This window comes from Paracoccus yeei ATCC BAA-599 (assembly GCF_000622145.1).
GTDB classification, from domain to species: domain Bacteria; phylum Pseudomonadota; class Alphaproteobacteria; order Rhodobacterales; family Rhodobacteraceae; genus Paracoccus; species Paracoccus yeei.
Map to the genome: position 1 here is coordinate 20,179 of NZ_JHWH01000014.1, position 13,550 is coordinate 33,728.

The 13,550-nt window shown below is 67.0% G+C and carries 13 protein-coding genes; 6 read left to right on the forward strand and 7 right to left on the reverse strand.

Annotation, left to right across the window (positions count from 1 at the left end; genetic code table 11):
* Positions 1-40 precede the first annotated feature (40 nt).
* Together BU28_RS0108895 and BU28_RS0108900 are read right to left on the reverse strand one after the other, a co-directional pair.
* Complete coding sequence (locus tag BU28_RS0108895; protein ID WP_051578071.1) at positions 41-952, reverse strand: glycosyltransferase family 8 protein; 912 nt, start codon at positions 950-952, stop codon at positions 41-43.
* A 187-nt stretch (positions 953-1,139) separates the two neighbouring features.
* The gene (locus tag BU28_RS0108900) at positions 1,140-1,796 is read right to left on the reverse strand and encodes a redoxin domain-containing protein (protein WP_028719169.1); all 657 of its coding nucleotides are present in this window, start codon (positions 1,794-1,796) and stop codon (positions 1,140-1,142) included.
* Between the two features lie 160 nt (positions 1,797-1,956).
* Between BU28_RS0108900 and BU28_RS0108905 the strand changes: the two genes are divergently transcribed.
* The 6 genes from BU28_RS0108905 (at position 1,957) to BU28_RS0108930 (ending at position 8,834) form a co-directional block, all read left to right on the forward strand.
* Positions 1,957-3,408, forward strand: coding sequence for an aldehyde dehydrogenase family protein (locus BU28_RS0108905; protein WP_036762476.1), 1,452 nt, complete (start codon positions 1,957-1,959; stop codon positions 3,406-3,408).
* A 96-nt stretch (positions 3,409-3,504) separates the two neighbouring features.
* Entirely contained in the window at positions 3,505-4,413 is a 909-nt protein-coding gene (locus tag BU28_RS0108910) for a sugar kinase (protein WP_028719171.1), read from the forward strand.
* A gap of 128 nt (positions 4,414-4,541) precedes the next feature.
* A complete protein-coding gene (locus tag BU28_RS0108915; RefSeq protein ID WP_028719172.1) occupies positions 4,542-5,588 on the forward strand; it encodes an ABC transporter ATP-binding protein in 1,047 nt (348 codons plus the stop codon).
* 62 nt (positions 5,589-5,650) lie between these two features.
* Complete coding sequence (locus BU28_RS0108920; protein WP_028719173.1) at positions 5,651-6,964, forward strand: ABC transporter substrate-binding protein; 1,314 nt, start codon at positions 5,651-5,653, stop codon at positions 6,962-6,964.
* Between the two features lie 72 nt (positions 6,965-7,036).
* Entirely contained in the window at positions 7,037-7,954 is a 918-nt protein-coding gene (locus BU28_RS0108925) for a carbohydrate ABC transporter permease (RefSeq protein WP_198406681.1), read from the forward strand.
* A gap of 1 nt (position 7,955) precedes the next feature.
* Positions 7,956-8,834 carry a carbohydrate ABC transporter permease gene (locus tag BU28_RS0108930; protein WP_028719175.1) on the forward strand — a complete coding sequence of 293 codons (879 nt, stop codon included), beginning with the start codon at positions 7,956-7,958 and terminating at the stop codon, positions 8,832-8,834.
* Between the two features lie 140 nt (positions 8,835-8,974).
* Here the strand turns inward: BU28_RS0108930 and BU28_RS0108935 are convergent, their stop codons facing one another.
* From BU28_RS0108935 to BU28_RS0108955, 5 genes are read right to left on the reverse strand one after another with little or no spacing between them, the layout of a single operon-like run.
* Positions 8,975-9,709: an SDR family NAD(P)-dependent oxidoreductase gene (locus tag BU28_RS0108935; protein WP_028719176.1), complete on the reverse strand. Its 735-nt coding sequence runs from the start codon at positions 9,707-9,709 to the stop codon at positions 8,975-8,977.
* A 19-nt stretch (positions 9,710-9,728) separates the two neighbouring features.
* The gene (locus BU28_RS0108940; protein WP_198944978.1) at positions 9,729-10,448 is read right to left on the reverse strand and encodes a GntR family transcriptional regulator; all 720 of its coding nucleotides are present in this window, start codon (positions 10,446-10,448) and stop codon (positions 9,729-9,731) included.
* Between the two features lie 4 nt (positions 10,449-10,452).
* Positions 10,453-11,424, reverse strand: a complete 972-nt coding sequence (gene denD / locus BU28_RS0108945) for a D-erythronate dehydrogenase (RefSeq protein WP_028719178.1) — start codon at positions 11,422-11,424, stop codon at positions 10,453-10,455.
* A gap of 31 nt (positions 11,425-11,455) precedes the next feature.
* Complete coding sequence (locus BU28_RS22470) at positions 11,456-12,586, reverse strand: fumarylacetoacetate hydrolase family protein (protein WP_051578073.1); 1,131 nt, start codon at positions 12,584-12,586, stop codon at positions 11,456-11,458.
* Positions 12,583-13,494 (reverse strand): dihydrodipicolinate synthase family protein, encoded by a 912-nt coding sequence (locus BU28_RS0108955; protein WP_028719179.1) that lies wholly within the window; start codon positions 13,492-13,494, stop codon positions 12,583-12,585. The genes BU28_RS22470 and BU28_RS0108955 overlap by 4 nt, the downstream gene beginning before the upstream one ends.
* Between the last annotated feature and the right edge of the window lie 56 nt (positions 13,495-13,550).

Sequence of the window (13,550 nt, forward strand, 5' to 3'; positions counted from 1 at the left end):
CTGCCTCTGCACCGAAGCGCGTGATGCGTGTCGTCTCTGGTCAGGTCGGGCGCAGATCGGGGTGCTTGCGCAGAAAGCGGCGCAGGGCCTGTTTGTAGATCCTGGTCGCCCGTCCACGAGAGGACCAGATATCCCAACCCGTGACCCGCCAGGGCTTTTCCGGTCCATGGTAGTGCAGGATGACAGATCCCCTGCCGGGCAGGGCGCCGGTCGCCGGGGTGGCGTTGCGCGACAGGTGCGCGCGGTGTTTCCGGATGCGGCCCCAGGACGCGTTCCATCGCAGGTCCAGCTGGACGACATTGCCGCGGAACAGGGCGTTCAGGTGGTCCTGGTCGCCATGACTGCAGGCCGAGGCGGCGACAACATCCGCGACCCGCTCCAGCAAGGCCGGTTCCGCGCGAAGGGCGTCGCAATTCAGCAAAAGCACCCCGGCGTTGAAGTAATCCTGCGCCGGGGCCGGATCCATCAGTTGCCGGATTTCGGAAAGCCGCTCCTCGCGCAAGCCTGATCCTCCATCCCGATCGGACAGCCAATGCGCGACCGTGTAATCCCGCACCACGCCGGCATAGGCCCTGCCCAGGTCGAGCCGGAACAGTTCGGACACATCGCCGGTCACCAGCGTGTCGCCGTCGATATAGAGCACATGACCGTCGATGAGGCGCGGGATGAACAGGCGGCCCATGGTGGCCGCCGAGATATAGCTTTGTGGGCCATGCGCGCCATCAAGATAGCCGCTGCCGATATCCTTGCAATGCAGCGCGACCCGAGGGTTTGCCGCAGCGACCTTTTCGACATCGGCCCAGTCTGCGGCCTGCAACCCGTCGCCCCAGACGTGCAGTTCGGCCGGGCCCTTCAGGTGTTGCAGCAGGCTCCAGACGGAAACCAGGGTCGGCCTGAGAAAGCCGCGGTCGGTGACATAGGCAACCTTGACCGTACGGGGCGGCGTCGTCAACGAAGGCTCCGTTCGTTCCGGGTCTGGACAGGTCTCTGATATGGGACTTTTCCATTCCGGGCAACATCGCAGTGTCACCCGGCCCGTGCCGCGGCCAGACACGCTCCTGCGCAGGCGGCCCGCGGGCGGCGGGGACCGCCGCCTTCGCCAGAGCCGCGTGGCCCGAAAGGCGCGGCCCCGCCCGGCCTTACGCCGGATCCTTGGCGAACCGCAGATAGGGCAGCTTCTTGTCCAGCGCACCGTATTTCGCCTCGGCCGCCGCGTCGTCCAGCGCCAGGGCCACGATCACGTCCTGGCCGGGCACCCAGTTTGCCGGCGTCGCCAGCGGCACGCCGTCGGTCTTGCGCACCGCGTCCAGCGCCCGGACGATCTCGGCGAAATTGCGGCCCACCGACATGGGATAGGTCATGGTCAGCCGCACCTTCTTGTCGGGACCGATGATGAAGACGCTGCGGACGGTCGCCGTATGCGCCGGGGTGCGCCCTTCGGTCGGCAGGTCGTGATCGGCGGGCAGCATGCCGTAAGCCTTGGCCACCGTCAGCGAACTGTCGTCGATGATGGCGAAGTCGGCCGGAACGCCGGCCACCTTTTCGATGTCGGCCTTCCATTTGCCGTGGTCCTCGACCGAATCGACCGACACGCCCAGAACCTTGGTGCCGCGCGCCTCGAATTCGGGGACAAGCTGGGCGACGGCGCCGAACTCGGTCGTGCAGACCGGGGTGAAGTCGCGCGGGTGCGAAAAGATCACCACGTAGCTGTCGCCGGCCCAGTCGTGAAAGCGGATCGGCCCTTCGGTCGACGGGGCGGTAAAGTCGGGGGCGGTGTCGTTGATGCGCAGGGACATGGCATGCGTCCTTTCGGTTTGTCGTGCGGTGCACACCATAGGGGCCTCGGGCAGGCTTGAAAAGACGATAAGTGAAGTCGTGTTAGCAGGCCCGGTCTTGCGCCCCGCGCAGGCTGGTGCCACGCTATCGCCCGACCAAGCGGCAACGGAGGGGCTGGGCATGAGCGATCTGGCAGACAAGCGGGCATTCTATATCGACGGGGCATGGGTGGCGCCCAGCCAGCCCCACGACCTTGAGGTGATCGACCCCTCGACCGAGGAGCCCATCGCCGTGATCTCGCTGGGCGGGCAGGCTGATACGGACCGCGCAGTCGCGGCCGCCAAGGCGGCCTTCCCGGCCTGGTCGGCAACGCCCCCGGCGGAACGGCTGGCCTGTGTGGAACGCATCCTCGAGGTCTACAAGCGTCGTCAGGCCGAGATGGGCCGCGCCATCGAATACGAGATGGGCGCCCCCCAGGACATGGCGGTCGAGGATCAGGCCGGTTGCGGCGCGGGCCATATCGCGACCTTCATCGAGGCGTTCCGCAATTTCAAATTCATCCGCCCGCTGCGGCCCGATACGCCCTCGAGCATGGTCGCGTGGGAACCGATCGGCGTCGTCGGCCTGATCACCCCCTGGAACTGGCCGATGAACCAGGTCACGCTGAAGGTGATCCCGGCGATCCTGGCGGGCAACACCTGCATTCTGAAGCCGTCCGAAATCGCGCCGCTGTCCTCGGTCCTGTTCAGCGAGATCGTGGACGAGGCCGGGCTGCCGAAGGGCGTCTACAACATGGTGAACGGCGACGGGCAGGGCGTCGGCACCCAGCTTTCGACCCATCCCGATGTCGAGATGATCAGCTTCACCGGCTCGACCCGCGCCGGGATCGCCATCACCAAGGCCGCGGCCGACTCGCTGAAGAAGGTGGCGCTGGAACTGGGTGGCAAGGGCGCGAACCTGGTCTTTGCCGATGCCGACGACAAGGCGGTCGCGCGGGGCGCGCGCCATGTGTTCTACAACAGCGGCCAGTCCTGCAATGCCCCGACCCGGATGCTGGTCGAACGCTCCTTCTATGAAACCGCGGTGGAACAGGCCCGCAAGGTGGCCGAGGACACCCAGGTCGCGACCGCCCACCAGCCCGGCAGGCACATCGGCCCGGTGGTCAGCAAGCAGCAATGGGACAAGATCCAGGATCTGATCCAGAAGGGCATCGACGAGGGCGCCCGCCTGGTCGCCGGCGGCCCCGGCCTGCCCGAAGGCGTGAACCGCGGCTATTTCGTCCGGCCCACGGTCTTTGCCGATGTCACCAACGACATGACCATCGCCCGGCAGGAAATCTTTGGCCCGGTGCTGTCGATCATCCCCTTCGACACCGAGGACGAGGCCGTGGCCATCGCCAACGACACCGCCTATGGGCTGACGAACTATGTCCAAAGCCAGGACGGCGCCCGCCGCAACCGGCTGGCCCGGCAGCTGCGCGCCGGCATGATCGAGATGAACGGCGAAAGCCGGGGCCGTGGCGCGGCTTTCGGCGGGGTCAAGGCCTCGGGGCGCGCGCGCGAGGGCGGCGTCTGGGGGCTCGAGGAGTTCATGGACAGCAAGCAGATCAGCGGCTGGGACCCGAACGCCTGATCCCTTGGGTCCGATCCCTTCAGGGGCCGCCTCGGGCGGCCCTTTTCATTTTCGCTGTTGCCGCTAACGTGCTGCGGGCAATCATTGGGGGACGGGATGCGCATTGTTTCGGTCGGCGAATGCATGGTGGAGCTGTCGGGCGCGGGCCAGGGCCTGTGGCGCCAGGCCTTTGCCGGGGACACGTTCAACACGGCCTGGTATCTGCGCGCCTTGATGCCGGCGGACGCGCAGGTCGATTACCTGACCTGCGTGGGGCAGGACGCGATTTCGCAGGCCATGGTCGATTTCATCGCTGGCGCCGGCATCGGCACCGGCTGCATCAGCCGCCACCCGACCCGCGCGCCCGGGCTTTACATGATCGACCTGAAGGATGGCGAACGCAGCTTTACCTATTGGCGCGACTCCTCGGCCGCGCGCTGCCTGGCGGACGATCCCGACCATCTGGCGCGCTGCCTGCTGGGGGCGGATCTGGTCTATTTCTCGGGGATCACGCTGGCGATCCTGACCCCGGACCGGCGCCGCGACCTGCTGGCGGCGCTTGCTGCCTCGGGCGCGCGCGTGGCCTTCGACAGCAACATGCGTCTGCGCCTGTGGTCGGATGCCGACGAGATGCGCGACTGGATCATGAAGGCCGCCGCCGTCGCCCATATCGCCCTGCCCAGCTTTGACGAGGAATCGCAGTATTTCGGCGATGCCGACCCGGCGCGCACCGCCGCGCGCTATCGCGATGCCGGGGTGGCCGAGGTGCTGGTCAAGAACGGCGGCGGCGACATGCTGGGCATCGACGCCGAGGGGCGCAGCCATCCTCTGCCCTGTCCCGAGCGTATCACCCCGGTCGACACGACGGGCGCGGGCGACAGCTTCAACGGCGGCTACCTGTCTGCGCGGCTGGCGGGCCAAGACATGGAGCAGGCCGTGGCGCGCGGCCATGCGACCGCGGCCGAGGTCATCCGCCGGCCGGGCGCGCTGATCGATCCGGACCTGCTGCGGACCGGCGCCGCGTGATTGCGTATACATTAATCTTTCGCCAGCCAAGCGGCAAGAAAGCTGGTCAGATGCAAGAAAGGGCTTGATCGGGGACCGGCTTCCTGCCAGCCTGCCCAACAATGGATACCTTTGGGAGGAGGGACTCTATGGCCTCGGTCACGATCCGGGACGTGCGGAAATCCTATGGCGCGGTCGAGGTGATGCATGGCGTCAGCGTCGACATCGAGGAAGGGGAGTTCGTCGTCCTGGTCGGCCCCTCGGGCTGCGGCAAGTCCACCCTGCTGCGGATGCTGGCCGGGCTGGAACATATCACCTCGGGCCAGATCCTGATCGGCGAAAAGGTCGTGAATGATCTGCCGCCCAAGGATCGCGACATTGCGATGGTGTTCCAGAACTATGCGCTGTACCCGCATCTGACGGTGGCGGAAAACATGGGCTTTTCGCTGAAGCTCGCCGGCGTCAAGCGCGCCGAGATCGCCGAGCGGGTCAAGCCCGCCGCCGAGATCCTGGGGCTGGCCCATCTTCTGGACCGCTATCCGCGCCAGCTGTCCGGGGGCCAGCGCCAGCGCGTGGCCATGGGCCGCGCCATCGTGCGCGATCCGCAGGTGTTCCTGTTCGACGAACCCTTGTCGAACCTTGACGCCAAGCTGCGCGTGACCATGCGCACCGAAATCAAGAACCTGCACAACCGGCTCAAGACCACGACCGTCTACGTCACCCACGACCAGATCGAGGCGATGACCATGGCCGACAAGATCGTGGTCATGCACGACGGCCGCGTCGAACAGATCGGCACCCCGCTCGAGCTATACGACCGCCCCGACAACCTGTTCGTCGCGGGCTTCATCGGCAGCCCCGCGATGAACATGATCTTGGGCGAGGCGCGGGACGGCAGCTTCGTCACGCCGGGCGGCCAGCGCCTGCCGGTCCGGGCCGCGCCCCAGGGGCGCAAGCTGATCTATGGCGCCCGCCCCGAGGCGATCACCCTGGGCGGCGACATCCCCCTGACGATCGAGGTGATCGAACCCACGGGCGCCGAAACCTATGTCGTGGGCCAGATGGGCGGCCAGCCCGTCACCTGCGTCTTTCGCGCGCGCGTCGATGCCCGCCCGGGCGACGTGATCCACGTCGCGATCGACCCCGATGCGGTGCATCTGTTCGACGCCGACAGCGGAGTGCGCCTTTCGACCTAGCCCCCGGCCGGGGGCGACAGGGCCGGCAAACGGCCGCATTGCACTTTGGGAGGAGTGAAGCAATGTCCATCGACCGCAGGAAACTTCTGCAAGGCGGCGCCGTTCTGGCGGCGGGCGCCGTGCTTTCGACACCCTTCGTCCGCCGCGCCCAGGCCCAGGGCGCCGCCATGACCTTTACGCCCGAACAGGGCGCCAGCCTGCGCCTGCTGCGCTGGGTACCCTTCGTCAAGGGCGAGGAGGATGCCTGGAACGCCAACACCAAGGCCTTCACCGACGCCACCGGCGTCGAGGTCCGCATCGACCAGGAAAGCTGGGAGGACGTGCGCCCCAAGGCCGCCGTCGCGGCCAATGTGGGTTCGGGCCCGGACATGGTGATGAGCTGGTTCGACGACCCCTTCCAGTATCCCGACAAGCTGGTCGACGTGACCGACCTGTGCACCATGCTGGGCGAAAAGAACGGCGGCTGGTATGACGGGCTGCGCGGCTATGGCGAACAGGACGGCAGGTTCATCTCGACGCCGCTGTGCGCCATCGGCAACGCCATCTGCTATCGCGACAGCCACATGAAGGCGGCCGGGTTCGAGGAATTCCCGACCGACACCGACGGCTTCCTGAAGCTTTGCGCCGCGCTCAAGGAAAAGGGCACGCCGGCGGGCTTCCCCTTCGGCAAGGCGGTGGGCGACGGCAACAACTTTGCCCACTGGCTCTTGTGGAGCCACGGCGGCCAGACCGTCAACGAGGCGGGCGAGGTCGCGATCAACACCCCCGAGACGGCGGCGGCGATCGAATATGCCAAGCAGCTTTACGCCACCTTCATCCCCGGCACGGAAAGCTGGCTGGACATCAACAACAACCGCGCCTTCCTGTCGGGCGACATCTCGCTGACCGCGAACGGCGTCTCGCTGTACTACGCCGCGCTGAAGGACGAGGCGACCAAGGCCCTGGCCGAGGACATCCGCACCTCGAACCTGCCCATCGGCCCGGTCGGCAAGTCGGTCGAGCTGCACCAGACCTCGACCATCTCGATCTTCCAGCACTGCAAGTTCCCGAACGCCGCCAAGGCCTATCTGGAGTGGATGTATCAGCCCGACCAGATGAACGCCTGGCTGACCGGGGCCAGCGCCTATTGCTGTCAGGCGCTCAAGGGATTCGCGGACAACCCGGTCTGGACCTCGAACCCGGTGCATGCGCCCTATGCCAAGGCCTCCGAAAGCCTGCGCCCGAACGGCTATGCCGGCCCGCTGGGACCGGCCTCGGCCGGGGTCATGGCCGATTACGTCCTGGTCGACATGTTCGCCGAGGCGGTGACCGGCCAGCGTTCGACCGAGGACGCGATCCGCAACGCCGAACGCCGCATCGCCCGCTATTACCGCTAAGGCCATGCCGGGCGCGCCGCCTGGCGCGCCCCAGCCTTGGCCCGCAGAAAGGATCTGGACAGGATGCCTCCGGTGCCCGAACGCAACGCCTCAGTCTGGAGGCGCTTTGTCGAAAGCCGTAACGGCCTTGGCTTTCTTTTCATGCTGCCCGCGGCGGCGTTCCTGCTGTGCTTCCTGACCTATCCGCTGGGCCTGGGGGTCTGGCTGGGCTTTACCGATGCCCGCATCGGTCGGCCCGGCGAATGGATCGGGCTGGAAAACTATCTGTGGCTGATGGACGACCCGGTCTTCTGGCTGTCCGTCTTCAACACCCTGTTCTATACGACCGTCGCCTCGGTCCTGAAGTTCGGGCTGGGGCTGTGGCTGGCCTTGCTGCTGAACCGGCACCTGCCCTTCAAGAACCTGTTCCGGGCCATCATCCTGCTGCCCTGGGTGGTGCCCACGGTGCTGTCGGCCCTGGCCTTCTGGTGGATCTTCGACAGCCAGTTCTCGATCATTTCCTGGGTGCTGATGAAGTGGGGCATCATCAGCCAGCCGATCAACTTCCTGGGCGATCCCTGGAATGCACGCTGGTCGGTCATCGCGGCCAACGTCTGGCGCGGCATCCCCTTCGTCGCGATCTCGCTGCTGGCGGGTTTGCAGACCATCCCGCAATCGCTGAACGAGGCCGCGGCCATCGACGGCGCCACGCCCTGGCAGCGCTTCACCAAGGTGACGCTGCCGCTGCTGACCCCCATCATCGCGGTGGTGATGACCTTTTCGGTCCTCTTCACCTTCACCGATTTCCAGCTGATCTATGTGCTGACGCGCGGCGGGCCGGTCAACGCCACCCACCTGATGGCGACGCTCAGCTTCCAGCGCGCGATCCCGGGCGGGCAGCTGGGCGAGGGCGCGGCCATCGCCGTCGCCATGATCCCCTTCCTGCTGGCGGCGATCCTGTTCAGCTTCTTCGGCCTGCAGCGCCGCAAATGGCAACAGGGAGCAGACTGAGATGTCCCAGACCGTCACCGACGACCACCAGGGCCTGGACCAGTTCGAAAGCCGCACCCGCAAGATCTTCGTGGTCTGGCTGCCGCTTCTGGTGTTCCTGTTCGTGCTGTTGTTCCCGTTCTACTGGATGACCATCACGGCGGTTAAGCCGAACAACCAGTTGACGGACTATCAGAACCACAGCCCGTTCTGGGTGGTGGGCCCGACGCTTCAGCATGTGAAATACCTGCTGTTCGAAACCTCCTATCCAGGCTGGTTGTGGAACACGCTGGTGGTGGCGGTCGCCTCGACCTTCCTGTCGCTGTTCGCATCGGTCTTTGCGGCCTATGCGATCGAAAGGCTGCGGTTCCGGGGGGCGCGCGTCACGGGCCTGCTGATCTTCCTGGCCTATCTGGTGCCGCCCTCGATCCTGTTCATCCCGCTGTCGGTGATCGTCTATCAACTGGGGATCTTCGACAGCAAGCTGGCGCTGATCCTGACCTATCCGACCTTCCTGATCCCGTTCTGCACCTGGCTGTTGATGGGCTATTTCCGATCGATCCCTTACGAGCTCGAGGAATCGGCGCTGGTCGATGGGGCGACGCGCTGGCAGATCCTGACCAAGATCGTGCTGCCCCTGGCCGTGCCGGGGCTGATCTCGGCGGGAATCTTCGCCTTCACGCTGTCATGGAACGAATTCATCTATGCGCTGACCTTCATCTCCAGTTCGGAAAACAAGACCATCCCCGTGGGCGTCCTGACCGAACTGGTCCGCGGCGACATCTATGAATGGGGCGCCTTGATGAGCGGTGCGCTGCTGGGATCCCTGCCGGTGGTGATCCTCTATTCCTTCTTCGTGGATTACTACGTCAGCTCCATGACTGGCGCCGTGAAGGAGTAAGGGGGGCTCCGCCCCCGTCCCTGCGGGACTCCCCCGGGTATTTGGAAAACAGTGAAAGCAGGAGGGTGCCGCTTTCTGCTTTCACCGTTTCGGAAATACCCTCCGGGGGTCCGGGGGTGGAAAACCCCCGGCTTGCGGCGTCAATAGGTCGCGCGGCCGCCCGAGATGTCGAACACCGCGCCGGTCGAAAAGGCGCAGTCCTCGGAGGCAAGCCAGGCAACCAGGGCTGCCGCCTCGTCCGGCTCCAGGAAACGGTTCATCGGGATCTTGGACAGCATGTAGTCGATATGCTGCTGCGTCATCTGGTCGAAGATCGGGGTGCGCGCGGCCGCCGGGGTGATCGCGTTGACCAGGACGCCGGTGCCAGCCAACTCCTTGCCCAGCGATTTCGTCAGCGCGATCAGCCCGGCCTTGGAGGCCGAGTAATGCGCGGCGTTCGGGTTGCCCTCCTTGGCGGCGATCGAGGCTATGTTGACGATGCGGCCATAGCCGCGGGCGATCATGCCGGGAACCAGGGCGCGGCAGATGACATAGGGGGCGTTCAGGTTCACCTCGATCACCTTGCGCCAGGTGGCGGGGTCCAGTTCCCATGTCGGGGCATTGCCGCCGGTGATGCCGGCGTTGTTGACCAGGATGTCCACCGCGCCGGCGGCCTGGGCCGCGTCCAGGATCTGGTTGTCGTCGGCCAGTTCCACGGCGCGGCTGGTTGCGGCCGGACCAAGCTCTGCGGCCGCGCGGGCGGCGGCATCGCCATCGCGGTCCCAGATGACGACGCGGGCGCCGCTTTCGACGAAGCGCCTGGCGATGGCAAGGCCCAGGCCCTGCGCGCCGCCGGTCACGACCGCAAGCCGGTCCTTCAGGTCGATCTGGTTCATCTTCTCTCCCATTCTGTCATCAAGCCAGCCCGTTCGCCCCCAGCGAGCGGCGCAGCAATTCCATCTGCTGGGCGTCGGCCCGGTCGCGGTGGGCGTTGTGGCGTTCGCGGGCCAAGCCGCGGTCTCCGGCGCGCAGGGCTGCCAGGATCAAGCGGTGTTCGCGGTCGGAATCCTCGGGCAGCGGGCGCAGCGGCAGGATCATCAGCCGGGCGCGGTACTGCTGGCCCCAGAAGGCGCTGATCGCGTCCTGCAGGCGCTGGTTGCCGCACAGGGCCACGATGGCGGCGTGGAATTCGTCGTCGATGTCCGACCAGCGGGTGATGTCGCCCGCCGCCGTCGCGGCCTCCATCTGGTCCAGCATCCGGGTCAGGGCCTGTGCCTCGGGTTCGGTCAGGCCCCGGGCGGCGGCCAGTTCGACCGCCCGCACCTCGAGTGCCGAGAACACGTTCAGGATATGGCCGAAATCCTGCAGGGACAGCGCCTTGACCGTGACGCCGTGGCGCGGGCGGACCTCGACCAGGCCCTCCTCCTCGAGCTTGATGACGGCCTCGCGCACGGGGGTGCGCGACAGCGACAAAAGCGCCGCCAGTTCGGTTTCCAGCAGCGTCGTGCCGGGCGCAAGCCGCCCGGTCAGGATGCGATAGCGCAGGTCGTGATAGGCCCGGTCGCGCGCCGGCATCTCGGTCAGCCCCTGCAGGCTGGGCACCGGGCGCGAGGCGCGGACCCGCCTGGGAGGCATGGGATCACCCGGCCGCATCTGCCGTGTCGCGGATATGGGCGCGGATGATCGACTGGAAGTCGGGGTCCGCGGTAAACCCTGCCGCCAGGGCCCGGTCGGGCGCGAAGTCCTGCGGCCAGCCGGCGACGATGCCGCGGATGGTGGCGTCGGGTTCGCGCCTGATGCGGGCCACGGCCTCGTCCCCCGCGACCGCGCGCAGCGCCTCGATCATCTCGGTGATGCTGACGCACAGGCCCGGCATGGTCAGGCAGCGCCGCGCGCCCAGGGGGGTGGTGTCCATGGTCGCGGCATGGATCAGGAAGCCCACCGCGGCATCGGGGCTGGCGACCCAGTGGCGCACCGTGTCGTCGACCGGCAGCACCGCGTCCAGTCCCGCCAGGGGTTCGCGGATGATGCCCGAGAAGAACCCCGAGGCCGCCTTGTTCGGCTTGCCGGGCCGGACCACGATGGTGGGCAGGCGGATGCCGATGCCGTCGAAGATGCCCTTGCGGGAATAGTCGTTCAGCAGCAGTTCGCCGATCATCTTCTGCGTGCCATAGCTGGTCATCGGCGCGGTGATGAAGGTGTCGGTGATCTTGTCCTCGAAGGGGGCGCCAAAGACGGCGATGGACGAGGTATAGACCACGCGCGGGTGGTAGTCGGGGCCCTGCGCGCGGATTGCCTCGAACAGGTGGCGGGTACCGTCCAGGTTGATGGCATAGCCCTTGTCGAAATCGGCCTCGGCCTCCCCCGAGACGATGGCGGCAAGATGGAAGATCACGTCGGGGCGGTCGGCCACCAGCTGGTCGACCGTCGCCCGGTCGGAGATGTCGCCGGCGATCTCGGTCACCTTGTCGCGGGTCGACAGCCCGGGCTCAACCACGTCGAAGGCGGTTAGTGCATCCACAGGCTTTCCGCCAAGTGCGCCGTCCTTCAGGACGGCTTCCGCCAGGCGGCGGCCAACCATGCCAGCGGCCCCGATGATCAACAGCTTCATGTCCGAACCTTCCTCCCTCGCCTCGGTCGGTTTATGTATACATTGTCAGATCCGACGGCGCCAGAGGGTCCAGCAGGTCGCGCGTGGCCAGATTGCGCATCAGCGCGCCCGTTCCGAAGCGCCATTCGGGACATTCGGTGGACAGCCGCACGGTGTTTTGCAGCGCGCCTAGCCGTGGCTCGCTGATCGTCACCACGTCGCCGGGATGATGGGTAAAGCCCTGGCCTGGAGCGTCGCGGTCCTGGGTCGGGGCGAACAGCGTGCCCAGAAACAGCATAGCCCCGTCCGGGTACTGGTGATGGCGGCCCAGCATCTGCGCCACTAGGTCGGCCGGATCGCGGCTGATCTGGGACATCGAGGACGCGCCATCCAGCACGAAGCCGTCCTGCCCTTCGACCCGCAGGGTCAGTTCGGCCCGCCGCACATGGTCCAGCGTATAGTCGGCATCGAACAGCCGGATCATCGGGCCGATGGCGCAACTGGCGTTGTTGTCCTTGGCCTTGCCCAGCAGCAGGGCCGAGCGCCCCTCGACGTCGCGCAGGTTCACGTCATTGCCAAGGGTCGCGCCCTTGATCCGGCCCCGGCTGTCCACGGCCAGCACGATCTCCGGCTCGGGGTTGTTCCATCGGCTGATCGGGTGCAGGCCCACGTCCGCGCCATGGCCCACGGCGGCCATGGGCTGGCATTTGGTGAAGATCTCGGCGTCGGGGCCGATCCCGACCTCGAGATATTGCGACCACAGGCCCTCGGCGATCAGCAGGTCCTTGACGCGGGCGGCCTCGGGGCTGCCGGGCTTGATGCCGCGCAGGCTGGCGCCGATGGCCGCGCCGATGCGGGTGCGGATCGCCTCGGCCGCACCGGCGTCGCCGGCGGCCTTTTCCTCGATCACGCGTTCGACCATCGAGGCGGCGAAGGTCACGCCGCTTGCCTTGACCGCCTGCAGGTCGCAGGGCGCCAGCAGGCGATGCTCGGCCACCGGCGTGCCCGGGGTCGCCCGGACGTGGGCAACCGGATCGTCCAGTTCGATCAGGTCGCGCATGGTCGGGACCGTGCGGCTGGTGATATCGAACAGGGCGCCGTCGCGCAGGGTGACAAGGCAGGGGCCGATGCCGGGCCGCCAGACGCGGCCGACGAAGATACCGTCCTGGGGCAGATCCATCATTTCCCCCAGCGCAGCGCCACGGGGTCCAGCGGCCGAACCAGGTCCAGCAGCATGGCGCGGGTCGCGGGATGCAGAGGCGGGATCGGGTGGCGGCTGAAATCGGACCGGATCACGCCGCCTTCGCGCATCACCGCCTTGGCCGACAGGAAGCCGCATTGCCGGTTTTCGTGGTTCACCGCCGGCAGGATGCGGGCATAGGCTGCGGTCGCCGCCGCCCGGTCGCCGGCCGCCCAATGGGTCAACACCGGCTTGATCTGGTCGGGGATCATGGCGCTGGTCATGGTGCCGGTCGCGCCTGCGTCCAGGTCGGCCAGCAGCGTGATCGCCTCTTCGCCGTCGAAGGGGCCCTCGATGGCCTCGCCCCCGGCCTCGATCAGCGCACGCAGCTTGGCGGCGGCGCGCGGGCATTCGATCTTGAACAGCTTCACCTGCTCGATCTCGCGCGCCATGCGGACCAGCAGCGGCACCGGCAGGTCCACGCCCGACAGCGGCGCGTCCTGGATCATGATCGGAAGGCCGACCTTGGAGACCTCGGCGAACTGCTCGTAGGTCTGCTCGGCCGTGCCCTTCAGCAGCGCGCCGTGATAGGGCGGCATGATCATGACCATGGCCGCGCCCAGATCCCTGGCCAGCCGGGCGCGTTCGACCACGATGGGCGTCGCATAATGGCTGATCGTCACGATCACCGGCACCCGGCCCGCGACATGTTCCAGCGACAGCCGGGTCAGCGTCTCGCGTTCCGCGTCCGAGATCAGGAACTGTTCCGAGAAATTGGCCAGCACGCAGATGCCGTCTACGCCCTGGTCCACCATGCAGTCCAGGATGCGGCGGTTGCCGTCCAGGTCCAGCGACCCGTCGTCCTTGAACGCAACCGGCGCCACCGGCCAGATGCCCGAATATTTTGCCATGAAGGCCCCCTCCGTAACTCGGCCCGGATGGTATACCAAAATTCGCCGCGCGCAAG

Excerpts from the sequence above, each read along its gene's own strand:
- BU28_RS0108900 (WP_028719169.1), bottom strand. The coding sequence starts at position 1,796 with ATGTCCCTGCGCATCAACGACACCGCCCCCGACTTTACCGCCCCGTCG.
- BU28_RS0108905 (WP_036762476.1), top strand. The coding sequence starts at position 1,957 with ATGAGCGATCTGGCAGACAAGCGGGCATTCTATATCGACGGGGCATGG.
- BU28_RS0108910 (WP_028719171.1), top strand. The coding sequence starts at position 3,505 with ATGCGCATTGTTTCGGTCGGCGAATGCATGGTGGAGCTGTCGGGCGCG.
- BU28_RS0108915 (WP_028719172.1), top strand. The coding sequence starts at position 4,542 with ATGGCCTCGGTCACGATCCGGGACGTGCGGAAATCCTATGGCGCGGTC.
- BU28_RS0108920 (WP_028719173.1), top strand. The coding sequence starts at position 5,651 with ATGTCCATCGACCGCAGGAAACTTCTGCAAGGCGGCGCCGTTCTGGCG.
- BU28_RS0108930 (WP_028719175.1), top strand. The coding sequence starts at position 7,956 with ATGTCCCAGACCGTCACCGACGACCACCAGGGCCTGGACCAGTTCGAA.
- BU28_RS0108935 (WP_028719176.1), bottom strand. The coding sequence starts at position 9,709 with ATGAACCAGATCGACCTGAAGGACCGGCTTGCGGTCGTGACCGGCGGC.
- BU28_RS0108940 (WP_198944978.1), bottom strand. The coding sequence starts at position 10,448 with ATGCCTCCCAGGCGGGTCCGCGCCTCGCGCCCGGTGCCCAGCCTGCAG.
- denD (WP_028719178.1), bottom strand. The coding sequence starts at position 11,424 with ATGAAGCTGTTGATCATCGGGGCCGCTGGCATGGTTGGCCGCCGCCTG.
- BU28_RS22470 (WP_051578073.1), bottom strand. The coding sequence starts at position 12,586 with ATGATGGATCTGCCCCAGGACGGTATCTTCGTCGGCCGCGTCTGGCGG.
- BU28_RS0108955 (WP_028719179.1), bottom strand. The coding sequence starts at position 13,494 with ATGGCAAAATATTCGGGCATCTGGCCGGTGGCGCCGGTTGCGTTCAAG.